The sequence below is a fragment of the Roseovarius sp. W115 genome, from assembly GCF_032842945.2.
Taxonomy (GTDB): Bacteria; Pseudomonadota; Alphaproteobacteria; order Rhodobacterales; family Rhodobacteraceae; genus Roseovarius; species Roseovarius rhodophyticola.
Genome location: NZ_CP146606.1, coordinates 3585500 through 3603745, shown reverse-complemented (window position 1 = coordinate 3603745; position 18246 = coordinate 3585500). Strand labels below are relative to the sequence as shown.

At 58.5% G+C, this 18246-nt stretch carries 15 protein-coding genes and 1 pseudogene; 7 read left to right on the top strand and 9 right to left on the bottom strand.

What is annotated here, in order from left to right; genetic code table 11:
• Positions 1 to 103: 103 nt before the first annotated feature.
• The 3 genes from RZS32_RS18325 (at position 104) to RZS32_RS18315 (ending at position 3223) form a co-directional block, all read left to right on the top strand.
• Positions 104 to 769 carry an alpha/beta hydrolase gene (locus RZS32_RS18325; RefSeq protein ID WP_317054984.1) on the top strand — a complete coding sequence of 222 codons (666 nt, stop codon included), beginning with the start codon at positions 104 to 106 and terminating at the stop codon, positions 767 to 769.
• Between the two features lie 140 nt (positions 770 to 909).
• Entirely contained in the window at positions 910 to 1887 is a 978-nt protein-coding gene (locus RZS32_RS18320; RefSeq protein ID WP_317054983.1) for a hypothetical protein, read from the top strand.
• 115 nt (positions 1888 to 2002) lie between these two features.
• Positions 2003 to 3223 carry a helix-turn-helix transcriptional regulator gene (locus tag RZS32_RS18315; protein WP_317054982.1) on the top strand — a complete coding sequence of 407 codons (1221 nt, stop codon included), beginning with the start codon at positions 2003 to 2005 and terminating at the stop codon, positions 3221 to 3223.
• 66 nt (positions 3224 to 3289) lie between these two features.
• On the opposite strand, the gene RZS32_RS18310 is transcribed toward RZS32_RS18315, so the two are convergent.
• The 3 genes from RZS32_RS18310 to RZS32_RS18300 form a co-directional block, all read right to left on the bottom strand.
• Positions 3290 to 3577, bottom strand: a complete 288-nt coding sequence (locus RZS32_RS18310; RefSeq protein WP_317054981.1) for a hypothetical protein — start codon at positions 3575 to 3577, stop codon at positions 3290 to 3292.
• A 46-nt stretch (positions 3578 to 3623) separates the two neighbouring features.
• Complete coding sequence (locus tag RZS32_RS18305) at positions 3624 to 4100, bottom strand: hypothetical protein (RefSeq protein WP_317054980.1); 477 nt, start codon at positions 4098 to 4100, stop codon at positions 3624 to 3626.
• A gap of 176 nt (positions 4101 to 4276) precedes the next feature.
• A complete protein-coding gene (locus tag RZS32_RS18300; RefSeq protein ID WP_317054979.1) occupies positions 4277 to 5149 on the bottom strand; it encodes an NAD(P)-dependent oxidoreductase in 873 nt (290 codons plus the stop codon).
• A gap of 91 nt (positions 5150 to 5240) precedes the next feature.
• Between RZS32_RS18300 and RZS32_RS18295 the strand changes: the two are divergent.
• The 3 genes and pseudogenes from RZS32_RS18295 (at position 5241) to RZS32_RS18285 (ending at position 10732) form a co-directional block, all read left to right on the top strand.
• Positions 5241 to 7711 (top strand): annotated as a pseudogene (locus tag RZS32_RS18295) (penicillin acylase family protein).
• Positions 7712 to 7787: 76 nt separating this feature from the next.
• Positions 7788 to 9560: an ABC transporter ATP-binding protein gene (locus RZS32_RS18290; protein ID WP_317054977.1), complete on the top strand. Its 1773-nt coding sequence runs from the start codon at positions 7788 to 7790 to the stop codon at positions 9558 to 9560.
• A gap of 11 nt (positions 9561 to 9571) precedes the next feature.
• A complete protein-coding gene (locus RZS32_RS18285; RefSeq protein WP_317054976.1) occupies positions 9572 to 10732 on the top strand; it encodes a M20 aminoacylase family protein in 1161 nt (386 codons plus the stop codon).
• 154 nt (positions 10733 to 10886) lie between these two features.
• On the opposite strand, the gene RZS32_RS18280 is transcribed toward RZS32_RS18285, so the two are convergent.
• From RZS32_RS18280 to infC, 4 genes are all read right to left on the bottom strand, one after another.
• Positions 10887 to 11780, bottom strand: a complete 894-nt coding sequence (locus tag RZS32_RS18280; RefSeq protein WP_317054975.1) for an ABC transporter permease — start codon at positions 11778 to 11780, stop codon at positions 10887 to 10889.
• Complete coding sequence (locus tag RZS32_RS18275; protein ID WP_317054974.1) at positions 11773 to 12780, bottom strand: ABC transporter permease; 1008 nt, start codon at positions 12778 to 12780, stop codon at positions 11773 to 11775. Before RZS32_RS18275 ends, RZS32_RS18280 begins: the two co-directional genes overlap by 8 nt.
• A 26-nt stretch (positions 12781 to 12806) precedes the next feature.
• The gene (locus tag RZS32_RS18270) at positions 12807 to 14513 is read right to left on the bottom strand and encodes a peptide ABC transporter substrate-binding protein (protein ID WP_317054973.1); all 1707 of its coding nucleotides are present in this window, start codon (positions 14511 to 14513) and stop codon (positions 12807 to 12809) included.
• Between the two features lie 242 nt (positions 14514 to 14755).
• Positions 14756 to 15301, bottom strand: a complete 546-nt coding sequence (gene infC / locus RZS32_RS18265) for a translation initiation factor IF-3 (RefSeq protein WP_422395973.1) — start codon at positions 15299 to 15301, stop codon at positions 14756 to 14758.
• 203 nt (positions 15302 to 15504) lie between these two features.
• Here infC and RZS32_RS18260 point away from each other — a divergent pair, with 203 nt between their 5' ends.
• Positions 15505 to 16386, top strand: coding sequence for a translation initiation factor 3 (locus tag RZS32_RS18260; RefSeq protein WP_317054972.1), 882 nt, complete (start codon positions 15505 to 15507; stop codon positions 16384 to 16386).
• Between the two features lie 221 nt (positions 16387 to 16607).
• On the opposite strand, the gene RZS32_RS18255 is transcribed toward RZS32_RS18260, so the two are convergent.
• Together RZS32_RS18255 and RZS32_RS18250 are read right to left on the bottom strand one after the other, a co-directional pair.
• Positions 16608 to 17066, bottom strand: coding sequence for a hypothetical protein (locus tag RZS32_RS18255; protein ID WP_317054971.1), 459 nt, complete (start codon positions 17064 to 17066; stop codon positions 16608 to 16610).
• Positions 17067 to 17379: 313 nt separating this feature from the next.
• Positions 17380 to 18225, bottom strand: coding sequence for a ferredoxin--NADP reductase (locus RZS32_RS18250; RefSeq protein ID WP_317054970.1), 846 nt, complete (start codon positions 18223 to 18225; stop codon positions 17380 to 17382).
• Between the last annotated feature and the right edge of the window lie 21 nt (positions 18226 to 18246).

Sequence of the window (18246 nt, the reverse complement as noted above, 5' to 3'; positions counted from 1 at the left end):
GCGGAAAGAGTGGTGGATGCAGTCGTTCGAGCCATAGACTAACAGTTGAACCTCTCTCGCTGACCCCCTACACCCGTTTCACATAAACGAAGGAAGAGCCCCCATGACACGTGTTTTGAATGCAGGTCGCAAAGAGCCGCTTTCCGGGACAACCCGGTCGGTTGTGGTGTTTTTGCATGGCTATGGGGCCAATGGGGCGGATCTTTTGGGGCTTGCAGACCCGTTGGGAGAACACCTGCCGGATACGCTGTTCGTCGCCCCCGATGCGCCGGAAACGATTCCTGGTGCTCCGTTCGGATTTCAATGGTCGCCCATCCCTTGGATTGACGGCTCCAGCGATGATGCGGCGGAAACCGCGTTTCGGGCCTCTGCCGCGGACGTGGACGCTTTTCTCGATGCGCTTATGGTCGATGAAGACGTTCTGCCTGAGCAAGTCGTGCTGTTTGGCTTTTCCCAAGGCACGATGATGGCGTTGCATGTGGCCCCGCGCCGGGAGGACCCGGTGGCAGGGATCGTGGCCTTTTCGGGCCGATTGTTGCAGCCTGATCTTCTCGCTGATGAAGTGGTCAGCCGACCACCGGTGCTTTTGGTGCACGGCGATGCCGATGATGTGGTGCCGCCGCAATCCTTGCCGGAGGCTGCTGAGGCTCTGCAGGGGGCTGGATGGACTGATGTCTACGCGCATATCATGAAGGGCACCGGTCATGGCATCGCGCCTGATGGCCTGTCGGTGGCTCTGGCCTTTATGCGTGACAAGCTAGGGCTTTGAGGCGCGAATACCCGCCGCTGAAATGACAGAGCACACCCAAATGTGACAGGCCATCGGCTGTGAATGTATGCTAATCATGATGCAAGGGCGCAGGTCGCGAAGACGGATATTTTGCGCCGTGGATGAGGTGGTGAACGGGCATGAGACGAACAGGTATCGCAGCATGGCTTCTTGGCGGCATGATCAGCCTAGGCGCCGGGCAAAGCGCAGAGGCTTGCGCGTTTCACGGCTATGTCCCAGACCCGACTCTGGTGGATATCCTGCTGGCCACAGAACATATCGTGGTCGCGCGGCCTGACCCGGCTGATCCCACCAGGTACAAACCGATAAAGGCGCTTTTGGGCCCTGATACCGCCAGCGTTCCCGTGGGGGTAAGCCCCGCGACACGCGCGCGGCTGTCTGAGCAGACCACTCAAACGGTTCTGCTGGCGCGGGACGGGGCCTATGGATCGTGGCTGGAGCTCGCGGTTCTGGATGACAGGTTTCGAGGCGTGATTGACCATGTTGTGGAACATCAGATCGAATGGTCCTTTGGTGCGGATGCCGAAAGACTGTCGATGTTCTCAAGCTATCTCAACGACCCCAACCCGGACCTGCGCCGCCTGGCATTGCAAGAGTTGGATCGTGCGCCTTACGGCGCTCTGCGTGCCGCGCGTCTGCCGCAGATCCCGACCCTGAAGCAGGATCTGAATTCCGGGGATAGTGATCTGTTGCCTATTCGCATCCTTTTGGCGGGGCTTTCACAAGACCCCGGCTTTGGGCCTTATTTGTCGCAAGAACTGGATGCGGCGATTGCGCGGGATTTGCCCTATCTCGGGGCCTATGCGACGGCTTGGATCGAGCTGGAAGGGAAGACCGCGGCACAGTCGATTTTGGATCGCATGACAGAGGATGAGGCTCTGACTTTGGACACCCGCATCAGGCTTCTTGAGGCCCTTGCTCTTCAGCACACCCATGCACCAGCCTCCACACGACGGGTGATTGCGCGCGGTGTGGCCGAGCTGCTGCGCAGCACACCTGACCTCAGGGAGGCCGCCACGACACAGTTCGGCTTTGGTGGAGGGTGGGCGTCATCCGACAGGGAGCCTACCAAGAACACGCGCGAAATCGACCGGTGACGGAACACGTATTGGCGTGATTTCCAAAGCTCTGACGTTTCCAGGCTGCGAAAACGTTGCTTTTTTCGCGCCTTCGACGCAGTCTGCCTGTCGTGGGTGACGTAGGGTATGGTAGATGGAGCAGACGCGGTCTGAACTTCAGGAACTGAGCGATTTAATCGGGGTGGTGTACGACTCGGCGCTGGAGCCGAAGCAGTGGCAGCAGTTGTTGGTGACGCTCAACCAGAAATTCCAAGGCTTTATGGGGGCTGTCTACACCCAGGAAGGCGAAAAATTCATCGGGATGTATAACCCTGATGGGTTCAACACAGCCTCACAAGAGGTCTATGACAAGCACACCAAAGACGGCAAAGTACACGGCATCGGCGAGGATCAGAACGACCACCGCCGGGAGCTTCTGAAGCGCATCGATCCGCAGATTGGCGATGTCTATTACTCGCGTGAGATTTTCACGGACGAGGAATTCAGATCCTCAACTTCGTACAAGACCGTTTTGGAACCGGCCGGAATTGGCCATTGGGTGTCGCTGAAATTTGCTCAGAGCGGGCTTCGCGAGGCGGTGTTCATCTTTTTCGAAAATGAGAAAAGCAATGACACTCCTGACCCCGAGGCGCTCAAACAGGTGTTTGAACTGATCTCACCCCATGTGGTGCGTGCAACGCGCATTGCACGGGCCTTGCGGATGGCCAAGGAAGCCTCTGAGACATTTCAGGGCTTTCTGGATGCCATCGCTTTGCCGATGCTGGTCACGGATCGCGAGGCGCGGCTGGTCTTTTCCAATGCCGCCGGTCAGCGGCTTTTGGACCGGGACGCCCTGTTTCGCACCAATGCATCGGGTCAGCTGATGCTGAGCGACCCAAGAAACACCAGCGCGGTCTACCGTCAGATTGAAGGTCTTGCGCAAAATAATGTGCCTGCCGGGTTGCGGCTGGAGGAGCATGACGGGCCGGTGTCACTTTGCATTGCGCCGTTTCATCCCTCGATGGCGGATGCAGGTGAGGCGGATCAGGATCTTTACGATGCGCGCCGGCTCTATGCGATCTTCGTGGGAAGTCTCGGTGATGAGCCGGTGAACACAGGGCTCTTGCGGGATGTGTTTGAGCTGACGCAACGCGAGGCAGAGATTTGTAGCGCCGTGGTTGCGGGACAAAGCCCGTCCGAGATTGCAGCAGCGACGGGGCGGGCGGAAAAGACTGTCCGCAACCAGATTCAGGCGGTCTACGAAAAGGTGGGTGTGAATTCGGCGCAATCGCTGAACGACGCTTTGTCTGTGTTCAAAACGGTTGGGGCGATCTTCAACGTGGAAGACAAACACATGTTTGAGCTTCGCAATTGAACACCGCCCCCACACGCCCGATCAATCTGGAGGAGAGAGCGGGCGCGTTTGAGGTCATTGACTCGGTCACGCAGACCAGTTGGCCACAAAATCAAAGCCAGAGGCCTCTGGAGGGGCGGTGAGGTGGTCGGCAAATTGCGACCAAAGCTGCGCCACGGCGTCTTCATTGGCATCTGAGATTTCCTTGCTTTCCACCAATGCAACCACACATCCGCTACCGTCCTCGTTGATGGCATTGATGAACTGATGCAGCCCCGGCAGGTTCATGATGGCCGGTTTCATCTGGTCGAGCCGCGCAATCGCGTCTTGGACCATATCGGGTTTCATCTGAAAATGCGTAACACGCGCAAACATATGTGAGTCCTTCTTAATGTGAGTGGGGCTGAAATTGCGCCCGGGATCAGGGTTTCGTTATCGCGCCCGTGAGTGTGATGTGTTGTGCGCCGGTCTCTGGATTGGTCAGACTGCGATAGGTTCCGCCCCCGGTCAGCCCTTCCATCTTGCCATTGCCCGCGATCATGACCCAATGCCCTTCAAATGCGCCGTCGGCCCCCAGTCCCGTCACTGTCCAACGATTGACGGCCATGCTGCCATCTGCGCTGGTGTAGACGCACATGCCGCCACCGGTCGCAGATGCGCCGCGAATTTCTGCCGCACCCGTGCAGGACCCGCTCATGCCCGAAAAGGGGTGGTCGGCCGCCGCCATTTGGAATGCGTCATGGGTCGAACGCAGTTCAAGCACCAGATGACCATCCTGCAGAGCGTGAATGCTGCTGGTGGATTGGCCAACTACAGTGCCGGTTGAGTCGTATGTTCCTCCAGCCTGTGCTGTGCTGGCTAGCGCCATGCAGAACGCTGCTGCCAAAACCTGTTTCATTTTCTCCTCCCACGCTGAAAATTATGGCGCACCAAAAACATGGGTGCGCTGTGCAGGCATAGTTGTAGAGGAGGGATGGGGCCGCGCGCATGGGTAACCTTGCCCAAACGGGGTGGGAATTCCTTCGCGAAAGGAATTCCCAAAAGCTTTTTGAAAGCTTTTGGGTCGGGCGTCGCTCAGCCCATTTTGCGCAGGCGCTTAAACAGGCTGGAGGTATCCCACCGCCCGCCACCCATTTTTTGCACGTCCTTGTAGAACTGATCGACAAGCGCTGTGACGGGCAGGGAGGCGCCGTTTTTGTCGGCGCTGGTCAGGCAGATATCAAGGTCCTTGCGCATCCAGTCGACGGCAAACCCGTGTTCAAAGTGATCATCCAGCATGGTCTCGTAGCGGTTGGACATCTGCCAGCTTCCTGCTGCGCCCTGGCTGATCACCTCGACCACCGAACGCCCATCAAGCCCGGCTTTTTCCGCAAAATGCAGGGCCTCTGACAGGCCCTGAACCAGCCCGGCAATAGCAATCTGGTTGCACATCTTGGTGACCTGGCCCGCGCCACTCTCGCCAATGCGTTTGCAGAGCTTGGCATAGACATTCATCACCGGCTCTGCCGCGTCGTAGGCATCTTGATCGCCGCCGCACATGATGCCGAGCTGGGCGTTCTCTGCACCCGCCTGACCACCGGAAATTGGCGCGTCGACAAAGTTGAGGCCGTGACCTTTGGCAACGGCATAGAGCTCATGTGTGACCGTGTCCGAAACGGTGGTGTGATCGACAAAGATCGCCCCCTTGGACATGCCTGCAAACGCGCCATCGTCGCCTGTGCAGACGCTGCGCAAATCATCATCATTGCCTACACAGGCCATGACAAACTCTGCGCCTGCCGCGGCCTCGCGTGGCGTTTTGGCGGCCGTTCCGCCATGTTGGGCGGCCCAAGCCTCGGCCTTGGCAAAGGTTCGGTTGTAGACGCATACCTCATGACCAGCGGCCTTCAGGTGCCCTGCCATTGGGTATCCCATTACGCCCATGCCCAGAAATGCCAGCTTTGCCATGATATTCTCCCTTTGCGCCTTAAGGCGGTCATTGTCATGGGCGGGATTTCTGACTATCCCGACCCAAGATGCAAGGTAATTCGAGGCAGGTATGGCGCAAGTTTTTGTGTGGCTGATCCGGATCGCAGGGGGGATGATCCTTCTGGGATTGGCTGCTGTGTTGATCAGTTACTACCTGCTATCGCGGTCGCTGCCGGATTACCAGAAAACGCTAGGCACGGATGGCGTTGCGCAGCCGATGGATATCGTGCGCGACAATTCCAACGTGCCGCATATCTTTGGTCAGCAGGACAGCGATACGTTCTTTGGTCTGGGGTATGCCCATGCGCAGGACCGGCTGTGGCAGATGGTGATGCTGCGGCGCACGGCGCAGGGGCGGTTGTCAGAAGTGCTGGGTGTGCGCACGGTTGAGATCGACAAGCTGATGCGCCGGTTTGATCTCTATACTCTCGCCAAGACATCCGTTGCCGCACAGGACAGCCAGACGCAGGCTGCACTGGCAGCTTACTCAGCCGGGATCAACGCGCGGCTGAGTGAAATCAACACGTTTGCCCTGGGGCGCGGCGCGCCGGAACTTTTCTTTATCAACTCACCCATTTCACCCTGGCAGCCTGCGGATTCGCTGGCCATTCTGAAACTTCTGTCGGTGCAGCTGTCCTCGCATCTGGAAGAAGAAGTGCTTTACGCGCGCAGTTCGCTGGCGCTGAACAACGCCGCGCGACTGAACGACATCATGCCGTTGGCCCCGGGCAATGGCATCGCGGCGTTGCCGGACTACGCGTCGCTGTTCCCACAGGGGCAAAGTTTTGCGCAAGCTACGGGAACCGGCATTCCAGACCATCCCTTGTCGCCGTTCCAAAAGCGCGCACATGCAGGAGCCTCCAATGTCTGGGCGGCAGCGCCCAAACGCTCTGCGGCTGGCGCGACGCTACTGGCCAACGATCCGCATCTCGGCTTTACCGCACCGGCGATGTGGTATCTGGCGCGGCTTGAGCTTGAGACCGGCGGGGTTATCGGCGGCACAATTCCGGGCATTCCGATTGTCATGACGGGGCGGTCGGATACGCTGGGCTGGGGGATTACGTCATCCTATCTAGATGATCAGGATCTTTACGTTGAAAAACTCAACCCCGAAAACCCGCAGGAATATCTGACCCCGGATGGGTATCAGCCATTTCGCACAGAAAGCTCGATTATCCGCATCAAGGATACCACACCCGTCACGATGACCTTGCGGTGGACCGAAAATGGCCCGGTCCTCCCCGGCTCGCACTACAACCTCGCCGAAGTGACACCTGCTGGCCATGTCGCCTCGCTGGCCTGGACGGCGTTGTCGGATCGCGACACCACCATGAGCGCGGGCTATGCGTTGATGCGCGGGCAGTCGGTGCGCGAGGCGCTGGCCGCGGGCGAGCTATACGTGGCCCCGTCGCAGAATCTGACCGTGGTGGACCGCAACATGATTGCGATGAAAACCGTGGGGGCGATGCCACGCCGCAATGCCGCCCACGAAAGCCAGGGGCGTATGCCCAGCCGGGGATGGATCGAAGAGAACCGCTGGCAGGGGATAAATGCCTATTCGGCCAATCCGGAGTTTGTGGCCCCCGCAGGCGGTTTGCTGGGCAATACCAACAACAAAACCGTGGACCGGCCTTTCCCACAGCATGTCAGCCATGTCTGGGGCGACACGCAGCGCGTTTTGCGCTGGCGGCGGTTGATGCAGACGCGGCAGGTGCATACGCGAGACAGCTTTATCGAGGCACAGCTTGATACGGTGAGTTTCACCGCGCGGTCACTTCTACCCCTCATCGGCAAGGACCTTTGGTTCACTGGCGAGGCTGCTCCTGACGGTACGCCTGAACGGCAACGCCAGCGGGCTTTGGACCTGTTGCAACGCTGGAACGGTGAGATGAACGAGCATCTGCCTGAGCCGCTGATTTATGCTGCCTGGCTGCGCGCGCTGCAGGAGCGGCTCATCGAGGATGACATGGGGCCGCTGGCCGAAGAGTTCACCCATCCCGATCCGGTGTTTATCGAGCGCGTTTACCGAGATATCGACGGTGCATCGGCCTGGTGCGATATCCGGCAGTCAACCATCACCGAGACCTGCACCGACATTGCCCGGCTGGCGCTGGATGACGCGCTTGTGTGGATTGATGAGCGCTATGGCACCGCGCTGGAAAGCCTGCGCTGGGGCGATGCGCATCAGGCCACCCATGATCATCAAGTGTTGGGAGATATCCCGGTGCTGCGGTATTTTGTGAACATTCGCCAGTCCACCTCCGGGGGCGATAACACGCTCTTGCGCGGGCGCACGGCGGGAGAGGGAGCTGATCCTTTCCACAACGTGCATGGCGCCGCTTATCGCGGGGTCTATGACTTCGCGGATCCGGACAGCAGCGTGTTCATCATTTCCACCGGTCAGTCGGGTCACTTCCTGAGCCGACATTACGATGACCTGTCGCAGCTCTGGAGGCGGGGGAGTATATTCCCATGTCGCTTGATGCAGATCTGGCAAGGGCGGCGTCTGTTGGGGTCACGCGGTTTCTGCCAGCCAAATAAAGCAGCATGCCTTGTTTGACGTCAGACGGTAGCAGCACTAGCGTCTGATGCATTCATAGCGGAGCCACAGGCCCTCATGCTCGACCGTCCTCTCGCCAAGATCGAAAACCTGCAAGTGCGCTTTGCGACACGGCAGGGTGTGGTCGCGGGGGTGGAGGATGTCTCTTTTGATGTGTTCCCGGGCGAGACGCTCTGTATCGTCGGTGAATCCGGCTCGGGCAAATCGGTCTCGGCGCTTTCGCTGATGCGGCTGGTCGAATTTGGTGGCGGAGAGATCACAGGCGGGCGGGTTCGGTTTGAGGCCGAAGGCACAGCACAGGACCTGACGCAAGCCACTGCTGACACCATGCGTCATCTGCGCGGCAACGACATAGCGATGATCTTTCAGGAGCCGATGACCGCGCTCAATCCGGTGTTCACGGTGGAACGGCAACTCACCGAAGGTTTGCGGCAGCATGAAGGGCTAAGCCGCAAAGCGGCGCGTGATCGAGCGCTGGACTTGTTGCAGCAAGTGCGATTGCCAGAGCCGGAGCGGCGTCTGCGGCAATATCCGCATGAGCTTTCGGGCGGGATGCGGCAGCGTGTTGTGATTGCCATGGCGCTGGCCTGTCGGCCCAGACTGCTCATCGCGGATGAGCCGACCACGGCGCTTGATGTGACCACGCAGGCCGAGATCCTGGCACTGATCAACCGGCTCAAGGCTGAAACCGGCGCGGCGGTCCTGTTTATCACGCATGACATGGCCGTGGTGGCCCAAGTGGCGGACCGTGTGGTGGTCATGCAGGATGGGCGCAAGGTGGAAGAAGGCCCGGTCAACGACATCTTTGAGCGCCCAAAGGCGACTTACACCAAGGCGCTTCTCAAGGCGGTGCCACGTCTGGGGCAGGGGAGCACTGTCTCTGAGGTGGCGGATACAGGTCCGCCGCTGCTTAAGGTCAATAACCTCACAACCCGCTTTGCGGTGAAGGGAGGTATGCTGCGCCGCACGGTGGCTGAGCTGCACGCAGTGACGGACGTGTCTTTCTCGTTGCAACCGGGGCGCACACTCGCGCTGGTTGGCGAGTCGGGCAGTGGGAAATCCACTGTGGGCCGGTCCATCCTGCGGCTGGTTAAGCCGACATCCGGCACGGTGCAGTTCGATGGGCAGGATGTTCTGGCGCTCAACACGCAGGGCCTGCGCACGGCGCGGTCGGGCATGCAGATGATTTTTCAGGACCCTTACGCCAGCCTCAACCCGCAGCGCCGCGTGGCAGATCAGGCGGCCGAGCCGCTGTGGAACTATGCGCCCATGCCACGTCAGGATACAGAGGCCCGTGTTGCAGAGCTGTTTGACCGGGTGCACCTGCCGCAAGACCTTTTGCAACGCTATCCGCATGAACTTTCCGGAGGGCAACGTCAACGGGTCGCGATTGCGCGCGCGTTGGCGTTGAGCCCCAAGCTGATTGTGGCGGATGAGGCCGTCAGCGCGCTGGATGTCAGTGTGCAGGCCGAGGTCCTGAGCCTGTTGCGGGACTTGCAGGCGGATTTGGGGCTGTCTTTTCTCTTCATCAGCCACGACATGGCCGTGGTTGAGCAGATGAGCCATGAGATTGCGGTTATGTATCTGGGGCGCATTGTTGAGCGTGGACCCCGCGACGCGGTGCTGCGCGATCCTCGTCATAGCTATACCAAAGCCTTGCTGAGCGCTGTGCCGGTCCCGAATCCCAAGCAGCGCATCAAAGATGATGAGTTGAATTTCAAACCAATTCCCTCACCTATACATAAGATCGGACATGATCCCGGCCCTTCAATTTACCAAGAGGTGACGCCGGGGCATCATGTGCTGATCTCTGACAGCGGATATGACTGAAAGGACGCCCCATGCCCGTGAAAAACCGCTTTGCCGACCTGCAGGATGAAATCACCGCCTGGCGACGGGATATTCATGCAAATCCTGAGCTGATGTTTGACACCCATCGCACCAGCGCTTTGGTCGAGGAAAAGCTCAAAGACTTTGGCTGTGACGAGGTGGTGACTGGCATTGGCCGCACCGGTGTTGTGGGCGTGATCAAGGGGCGCGAAAGCGGATCGGGCAAGGTTATTGGCCTGCGTGCCGATATGGACGCACTGCCGATACATGAGCAAACCGGGCTCGACTATGCCTCCAAAACCGACGGCAAGATGCATGCCTGTGGGCATGACGGTCACACGGCGATGCTTTTGGGGGCGGCGAAGTACCTGGCGGAGACGCGAAATTTCAACGGCACGGCGGTGGTGATCTTTCAACCGGCCGAAGAGGGCGGCGGCGGCGGGCGCGAGATGTGCCAAGACGGGCTGATGGACCGGTTCGGCATTCAGGAAGTTTACGGCATGCACAACTGGCCCGGCGTGCCGGAGGGCACGTTTGCCATTCGCCCCGGACCATTTTTTGCCGCGACCGACAAGTTTGACATCGTGGTGGATGGCAAAGGCGGACATGCCGCCAAACCGCATGAAACCATAGACCCCGTGGTGATGACGGCCCAGTTGGTGAATGCGCTGCAGACCATTGTGAGCCGCAACGCTGATCCGATTGAGAATGCCGTGGTCTCCGTGACGTCGATGGAGACATCCTCGAAGACGTTCAATGTCATTCCCTCACAGGTCACGCTGATGGGCACGGTGCGCACGCTCAGCCCGGCCATCCGCGATCTGACTGAAAAGCGCATGCGCGCGCTGTGTGAGAACATCGGCGAGGCCTTTGGTGGGACGATCACATTGGAGTATGAGCGCAACTATCCAGTGATGGCCAACCACGCCGAACAGACCGAGTTTGCCGCCCACGCTGCGCGACAAGTGACCGGGCAATGCGAGGATGCGCCTCTCGTCATGGGCGGCGAGGATTTCGCCTTCATGCTGGAGGAACGGCCCGGTGCCTATATCCTGATGGGCAATGGGCAGACTGCCCCGGTGCATCATCCGGAATACAATTTCAGCGACGATGCCATCCCCTTTGGCTGCAGCTGGTGGGCGGAAGTGGTCGAGCAACGGATGCCGGTGTGAAGGGGTCGTAGGTTTTGCTGGGGGTCAGCCCCAAAACGCAGGTAAACTTGGGGGCCAGCCCCCAAACCCCCGGGATATTTCTGGCAAGAAGAAAGACACGTCGCGACCCCGCCTTTCTCTTTGCCGAAAATATCCCCGCCGGAGGCATCCCACCTTAGCGCCGGGCACGCGGGTCGAGCGCGTCGCGCAGCCCGTCGCCCATGTAGTTCACGCTCAGCACCGTCAGGGAAATGGCCAGCCCGGGCCAGATCACGCGTTCGGGGTAATCCTGCAGGTAAACGGTCGCGTCTTTGAGAAGCTGACCCCAGGTGGCGAAGTCTGGTGGGAAGCCGAAGCCGAGAAAGCTAAGCGCGCTTTCGGTGATAATCGCCGTGGCAATGCCCAGCGTGGCGGAGACCAGGATGGGCGAGAGCACATTGGGCAGGATATGGCGCGTGATGAGTTTGGCGGGTGATGTACCGATGGAGCGCGCAGCCAGCACGAATTCGCGTTCTTTCAGGGCAAGGACATCGCCGCGCACGATCCGTGCTGTGGGCATCCAGCTTGTCAGGCCAATAGCGCCGACGATGAGGATGAACGTGCCGGTTTCAGGGCCCAGAAGGCCCGTGAGGCTTTCATTAAAGAGCAGCATCATGACCAAAAGCAACGGCAGGAGAGGTAGGGACAAGAAAAGGTCTGTGAGCCGCATCAGCGGGCCATCGAGATAGCGGAACATGCCCGCCAGCACGCCGATCAAGCTGCCCAGACCGATGGAAAGCGCCATGGCTGCCAGGCCGACCGCGATGGAAATCTGTCCGCCTGCCATGACCCGTGCCAGCGTGTCGCGGCCTAGATTGTCGGTGCCGAAGGGATGCGCCCAGCTTGGGCCTTGGTTGCGCGCGCGGATATCGGTAAAGCCGGGATCAAGCGTCCAGAGGAATGGGCCGAGAAAAACCGTCAGGATGATGAGGCCAAATACAACAGCGCCCAGAAGCGCACCGCGGTGTCGTGCAAAGCCGTGCCAGACATCGCGCCAGAGACTGGAAGAGGGTTTATGCGGCTCAGTCATAGCGAATCCTCGGATCGAGCAGTCCGTACAGGATGTCGGCAAGCAGGTTGGCCAAAACGATCAGCACCGCAAAGATAAAAGTCAGCGTGTGCACCGTCGGCAGATCATTGGCACGGATCGCGTCAATCAACTGGGCGCCGATGCCGTTGATGGAAAACAGCTGTTCGGTGATGATCGCGCCGCCAAAGACCGCAGGCAGGCCAAGGGCGATGACCGTGACCACAGGGATCATTGAGTTGCGCAGAACGTGCACCAGAACCACCACCACCTCAGAGAGACCTTTGGCGCGTGCGGTGCGCACATAATCCTGGTTCAGATTGTCCAGCATAGTGGCGCGCATATAGCGGCTGATCTGTGCGGTGGTCTGCAGGGACAAAACCATCACCGGCAAGACCATCTGGCTTAGTTGCACTTTGAAACTGGCCCAGTCAGTGACCTCGTGGGTGGTGTCATAGACAAAGTCGAACCAGCCCAACTGCACCGAGAAAAGGGCAATCACCAGCGGACCGCTGAAAAAGGGCGGGATCGAATAGCCGATCATGGTGACGAATGTGCCCGCCTGATCGAACACCGAGTACTGGCGGTAGGCTGAGTATATCCCGATGGGTAGAGCGATGAGAATGCCCACGACATAGGCCGTGCCCACAACCCAGAGCGTCTGCGGCAGGCGTTCTGCCACCACATCCATGACCGGGCCGCGATGCTGCCAGCTGAGCACGCGCAGTTTGCCCTCGGACAGGGAGGTGCCGAACATATGATCCATGAAGACCTGTGGCTCGATCCAGAAGAACTGCACCAGCCATTTGATAAAGCGGATGTGCATCGCCTCGCCAAGACCTAGGGCCTCGCGCATTTGCGCCTTGACCTCGGGCGGCACGGTAAGTGGCACCTGCGCCATAGGATCACCGGGTGCCAGCTCCAGCAGCAAGAAGATAACCAAAGCGATGAAAAGCAGTGTAGGCACTGTCAGGATGAGCCGGCGGAGCGTATAGCTCAGCATTCAACAACTCCGCACACGACGTGCATTCAGTTGCCGTCCTTGCGCACCCAATCGGCGGCGTTCCAAAGCTCTGTGTCCCAGGTGTTGATCCGCACACCGCCCAGGGAATTGGCGTGGGCGGAGACACGGCCGCGATCCACAAGCGGCAGCAGGACAAACGCGCCGACCAGAGCGTCGTTCATGGTTTTGGCCAAGGCGGCGCGCTCGTGCATGGCACCGGTGCGCCGCATTGTGTCGGCGAGCATGTCATAGTCTGCGCTACAAAACCGCGAGATATTGCTGCCTTGCCATTGGTTTTCAGGTGCCGGGATCTTGTCGCAGCGCCAGCTTGACATGTAAGCCTCGGGATCGGTGCCATCGAAGCTTCCGGCAAACATCTGCACATCGGCAAAGAACTTTTGAAATGTATCCGGGCTTCCAGGATCGCCGCCGAAAAAGACGCTGGCATCAATGTTGCGCAACTGTGTGTCGATACCAATCTCGGCCCACCATTGTTTGATGAGAACCTGGAAATCCTGCCGCACGGCATTGGTCGAGGTTTGAAACTGAAGGCGCAGGGCAACGCCATCCTTGTCCCGCACGCCATCGCCATCAGTGTCGGTCCAACCCGCGTCGTCCAGGAGCGTCTGAGCGCCTGAGATGTCTTGCATCAGACAGGCATCATTGGCGGTCGAGACATAAATCGCCGGTGCGGGCAAGACGTTGCACGTCACACGCCCGGCAGGCCCATAGCCAATCTCAACCAATAGCGCGCGATCAATCGCCAGGCTAAGCGCTTCGCGAACAGCTGGGTCAGTCAGAAACGGGTGAGGGTGTGCAACGGTCGAACGAGCTTCTCCTCGCTCGCGTGATGGGTCTGTGAGGTTGAGCACGATCCGCTCCACAACCGTGCCAAAAGCCGAGACAACTTGACCCTTTCCCGCGGCTTCCATGCGGGCCAGAACGTCCGGCGCCAGCTGCAGATTCCAGCCATAGTCAAATTCGCCGGTCTCCAACACCGCGCTTCCTGCGGTGCTGGCATTTCCGCCACCTTTGATCAGAACGCTGCCAAATGCAGGTTTGACCGGGTCACGGTAATTGGGATTGGCCGAGAGTTGCACCACGTCATTGGGGCGAAAATCATCAACGACAAAGGGCCCGGTGCCAATCGGTGCGAAATTCTCGGCGCTGCATTCCTGGGCGCGGGGGCCAAGACACTCGGCAAATTGCGCCTTTTGCAAAACAGGAGACAACCCGCCAACAAATGCAGAGTAGGGGAAAGGTTTCGGGCCTTCAAAGCGCACCACTGCGGTGAGCGCATCAGGTGTGTCAATCGCAGAAATGCCGCCGAACTTCTCAAACTGCGCACACCCGCCGCCTTCGGCTGTGCAGTATTCCCAAGTGAATTTGATATCCTCAGATGTCACCGGGCTTCCATCTGACCACAAAAGGCCTTCGCTGAGCCGCCAGGTGACAGAAGTCAGATCTTCGGACACACCACCGTTCTCCAACGATGGGATGTCATCCACAAGCCAGGGCACCATTGCACCGGCTTCATCATAGCGCACCAGGGGTTCCAGGATCAGGCTGGCGGCCTCAATGTCTTTGCTGCCACCCGACAGATACGGGTTTAGAATAGACGGCGCTTGCCAGTAATAGAGATTAAGCTGGCCGTCGCTGGCCCGTTCCGCGCTGGCTGTTGTCGCCAGGCAACATAAAGCGCCAGCCCAAAGGGCTTTGCATCTTCGCGCCATGTTGTCTCCCCCGCTGTGGACGTTTGTTCGTCTCTTCTTTGCTTCACAAGACATATGCAGCCGATTTTGGGGCTGCAGGTTGATTATTCTTTTGCCAGAGAGTGATGATCCGGCGCGTGTTTGTCTTCAGAAGCCTCCTGAAACGATAGCAAAGACCACGATGCAATCAATGTGTGTTCACAATAAAAAAGCGACCAGATAGCTTCTGATCGCTTTTTCATTTTGAGTTCAAAGGTTTGAGGTTACTTGCCGCCAGGCCCAATGATCATAATCATCTGGCGGCCTTCCATTTTGGGCATGTTTTCGATCTTGCCCACGCCCTCTATATCCTCGGCAACACGCTGTAAAAGGTCGCGGCCCAGGTCCTGATGTGCCATTTCACGGCCGCGGAACCGCAAGGTAACTTTGACCTTGTCGCCGTTCTCTAGAAAGCGAAAGACGTTGCGCATTTTCACGTCATAATCGTGCGTGTCAGTGTTGGGTCGGAACTTGACCTCTTTGACCTCGATAACCTTCTGCTTTTTGCGCGCCTCGGATTCGCGTTTTTGCTGTTCGTACTTGTACTTGCCGTAGTCCATGATCTTACAGACCGGAGGTTCGGCATTTGGGGAAATCTCGACCAGATCAAGACCGGCGTCTGCCGCCATCTCCATTGCTCGTTCGGGTGTCACAACCCCTACATTTTCTCCTTCGGCGCCGATGAGGCGGATTTCAGAGGAACGGATGCGGTCGTTGATGCGCGGTCCGGTGTCGCGCGTAGGGGGCGCGTTGTGGGGTCTGCGAGCTATGGCTTTGGTCCTTCTTATGGTTTGACTTGAAGTGGCAACCTAACGCCGCTGAGGGACTGATTCAAGCGGCAAAATCGGCTGATCTGAGCCGATTGGTGTCGAATTTCCCCTTGTACCTTTTCAAGCTCGGGCGCATCTGACAGCTACAGACATCGCAGTTCGCGCATGAGGCGCAAAGACTGCTTTAAAAGGGGATGAGACAAATGAAAAACCTGCTTTGGGTTCTTGTGGCACTGATTGTGATTGCCGGAGGGTACATGCTGTTTTCCGGCAAGTCACCACAGGAGATCGCAAGCGACGTCAGCGAGAATGTAAACGCACCAGAAGCGCTGGACAGTGCTGCGGATGCTGCGGGTGAGGCAGTGGAGAACGCGGCTGAGGCCGTGACGGAAGCGGCAGAAGGCGCAGTTGAGACTGCAACAGAGGCCGCAAGCGATGCCGCCGCAGCAACCGAAGAGGCCGTGGAAGGCGCTGTGGAAGGCACGCAAAACCTTGCGGAAGGGGCGGCAGACACGGCGGGTGAGGTGGCGGATGCCGCCGCAGACACGGCACAAGAAGCTGTCGATACCGTAACCGAGGCGGCTGAAGGCGCAGCAGATGCAGCGGCGGATACCGCCAATCAGGCGGTTGAAGCCGCTGAAGGTGCGGTAGATGCAGCAACGGATACTGCTGCAGAAACAGCCGACGCCGCTGCTGACACAGCTGCCGAAGCCGCAGATGCAGCAGCAGACACCGCCGCCGAGGCAACAGATTCTGTGGCTGACACAGCAAGTGAAGCAGCCGATACCGCAGCTGACACGGCCGCGGAGGCCGCAGAAGAGGCAACGGAGACTGCTGCGCTGGACACCAACACCGAAGAGGCCGCGTCCTCTACGGCAGACGCCGCCGGTGATGCCACACCAGACATCACAGAGCTTTTGACTGTGGATGGGTTTGACCTTGATAAAGTCACTGAGTTTATCGACGGCTCAAACTTGGGCGCGTTGGAAAAAACTGGCCTGACCACCAGCCTCAAGGCGGCGCAGGATAATCCTGAACTGCTTGAGAGCGCGCTTAAAGCCGTCCGCGAGGCGCTTGGGCTGTAAGACAACCGCGAGGTCTCAACAGACGCAAAACACTCGGGCCGGACCTCTTGCCATGCCGCAAAGGTTCGGCCCGAATTTATTCCAGACTATTGAAAAACAACTTCCGGAGCAGTTTGAAGTTGGCCGCAGATAGCTCAGTATCGGCACATGCTGATATGGTCTGAATGACGACTTTATCAGCTTCCCAAACAAGCTTGTTCTAAAGCTTTGTAGGTCTCAATTTAATCCCCATCGGGCAGGGTGAGTTCACCTTCCCAGTCAGAAATTCGGTGCGGAAACGCTAAGTATTCCGACGCCACGCGTGTCTTGGTCGTTCCACTTCCGGTCATTCCGGAATATTTGCCGGTAGATGCAACGATCTGCCATTCGTTGAAGCCGAAGGAAACAACCTCCCATCGCATGGTGAAGGTGTCTTCGTTTTCACCGTAAACACAGACACCGCTGCCGTTGACACCGCTGGGTCCACCAAATCCTGAGCCCACGCACCGGACAAATCCAGACTCGATTGGTCCCTCCTCAACGGTATAGGTCCCGTAGTTGTCTTCTTTCCAAAAAACGTTCTCTCCCGCAGGAACCTGCTCTTGGTTGACAACATAGTAGTTCGTTACGGCTACTTTCTCGCTCGCATTCAGGCACTGAGGTGCAATTAGAACGACAGTTAGTAGCATTGAACGCAGCATAATATTGTCCTCGACAATGGGGCAGGATCGAACCTGCGTCATTGGTAACAGAAAGGCAAATGACCGTCGAGTGGGCAGCAATCGCTTGGCCACATGTGTCGGACATAGATCCTTTTCAGAGTCCCTGCGCAGAAAAGGGTTGTTTGTGGTCACAGTAAGCAAAGCGGACACTGGTGCGCAGCGCAGCATACGGCGGTTTGGGGGTCATTCCAGACACCCGCTTCATTGCCGCGCAAATTCTGATTTGATCCTTCGGATCGGCGTTGATGTTGAGGTCGCCAGGATCAAAAACAGGACACCTAAGCCAAAAACCTCAGTCCAGAAACGCCTTTTCGACGACGTATTCCTTGGGATCTGAATTGGCCCCTTCGCGCAGGCCGTATTCTTCCAGCATGTCCTTGATCTCAAGGTTAAACGCCATGTTGCCGCAGACCATCGCGCGGTCGGTTTCGGGGGCCAGAGGAGCCACGCCGAGATCCTCAAACACCTCGCCCGAGCGCATCAGATCGGTGATGCGACCCATTTTGGGGCTCTCTTCGCGGGTGGTGGTGGGGTAGTAGCGCAGCTTCTCGTCAAAGCCTTCGCCGATCAGTTCGGCGAGCATTTCATCGCTGCGGATGCTCTCAATCAGCTCCGCGCCATAAGTCAACTCACCCACCTCGCGGCAGGTATGGGTGATGATGACCTCGTCGTAATCCTCATAGGTTTGCGGATCGCGTAAAAGCGAGGCAAAGGGCGCGAACCCGGTGCCAGTCGCAAACAGCCAGAGCCGTTTGCCCGGCAAAAGCGCGTCATGCACCAGCGTGCCAACCGGTTTGGGGCGCAGAATGATCTGGTCGCCCGGCTGGATGTGCTGAAGCCGTGATGTGAGCGGGCCGTCCTGCACCTTGATCGAATAAAACTCCAACTCATCATCCCAGGAGGGCGAAGCGATGGAATAGGCGCGCAGAAGGGGTTTTTCCTTGCCGGTCTTCTCATCCGTCTGCATGAGGCCGATCATCACAAACTCGCCCGAGCGGAAGCGCAGCGATGCAGGCCGCGTGGTACGGAAGGAAAACAGCCGGTCCGTCCAGTGCTTGACTTCTGTCACGGTCTGGGCGTCGGGCAGGGTGGGGACTTTGACAGCTTTGGCTTCGGTCACTTTTACGGTCTCATTCATGCGCATCAATTGCCGGGGAAT

Bases quoted from the DNA above. Each gene is read 5' to 3' on its own strand.
- RZS32_RS18325 (WP_317054984.1), top strand. From the start codon at position 104: ATGACACGTGTTTTGAATGCAGGTCGCAAAGAGCCGCTTTCCGGGACA.
- RZS32_RS18320 (WP_317054983.1), top strand. From the start codon at position 910: ATGAGACGAACAGGTATCGCAGCATGGCTTCTTGGCGGCATGATCAGC.
- RZS32_RS18315 (WP_317054982.1), top strand. From the start codon at position 2,003: ATGGAGCAGACGCGGTCTGAACTTCAGGAACTGAGCGATTTAATCGGG.
- RZS32_RS18310 (WP_317054981.1), bottom strand. From the start codon at position 3,577: ATGTTTGCGCGTGTTACGCATTTTCAGATGAAACCCGATATGGTCCAA.
- RZS32_RS18305 (WP_317054980.1), bottom strand. From the start codon at position 4,100: ATGAAACAGGTTTTGGCAGCAGCGTTCTGCATGGCGCTAGCCAGCACA.
- RZS32_RS18300 (WP_317054979.1), bottom strand. From the start codon at position 5,149: ATGGCAAAGCTGGCATTTCTGGGCATGGGCGTAATGGGATACCCAATG.
- RZS32_RS18290 (WP_317054977.1), top strand. From the start codon at position 7,788: ATGCTCGACCGTCCTCTCGCCAAGATCGAAAACCTGCAAGTGCGCTTT.
- RZS32_RS18285 (WP_317054976.1), top strand. From the start codon at position 9,572: ATGCCCGTGAAAAACCGCTTTGCCGACCTGCAGGATGAAATCACCGCC.
- RZS32_RS18280 (WP_317054975.1), bottom strand. From the start codon at position 11,780: ATGACTGAGCCGCATAAACCCTCTTCCAGTCTCTGGCGCGATGTCTGG.
- RZS32_RS18275 (WP_317054974.1), bottom strand. From the start codon at position 12,780: ATGCTGAGCTATACGCTCCGCCGGCTCATCCTGACAGTGCCTACACTG.
- RZS32_RS18270 (WP_317054973.1), bottom strand. From the start codon at position 14,513: ATGGCGCGAAGATGCAAAGCCCTTTGGGCTGGCGCTTTATGTTGCCTG.
- RZS32_RS18260 (WP_317054972.1), top strand. From the start codon at position 15,505: ATGAAAAACCTGCTTTGGGTTCTTGTGGCACTGATTGTGATTGCCGGA.
- RZS32_RS18255 (WP_317054971.1), bottom strand. From the start codon at position 17,066: ATGCTGCGTTCAATGCTACTAACTGTCGTTCTAATTGCACCTCAGTGC.
- RZS32_RS18250 (WP_317054970.1), bottom strand. From the start codon at position 18,225: ATGAATGAGACCGTAAAAGTGACCGAAGCCAAAGCTGTCAAAGTCCCC.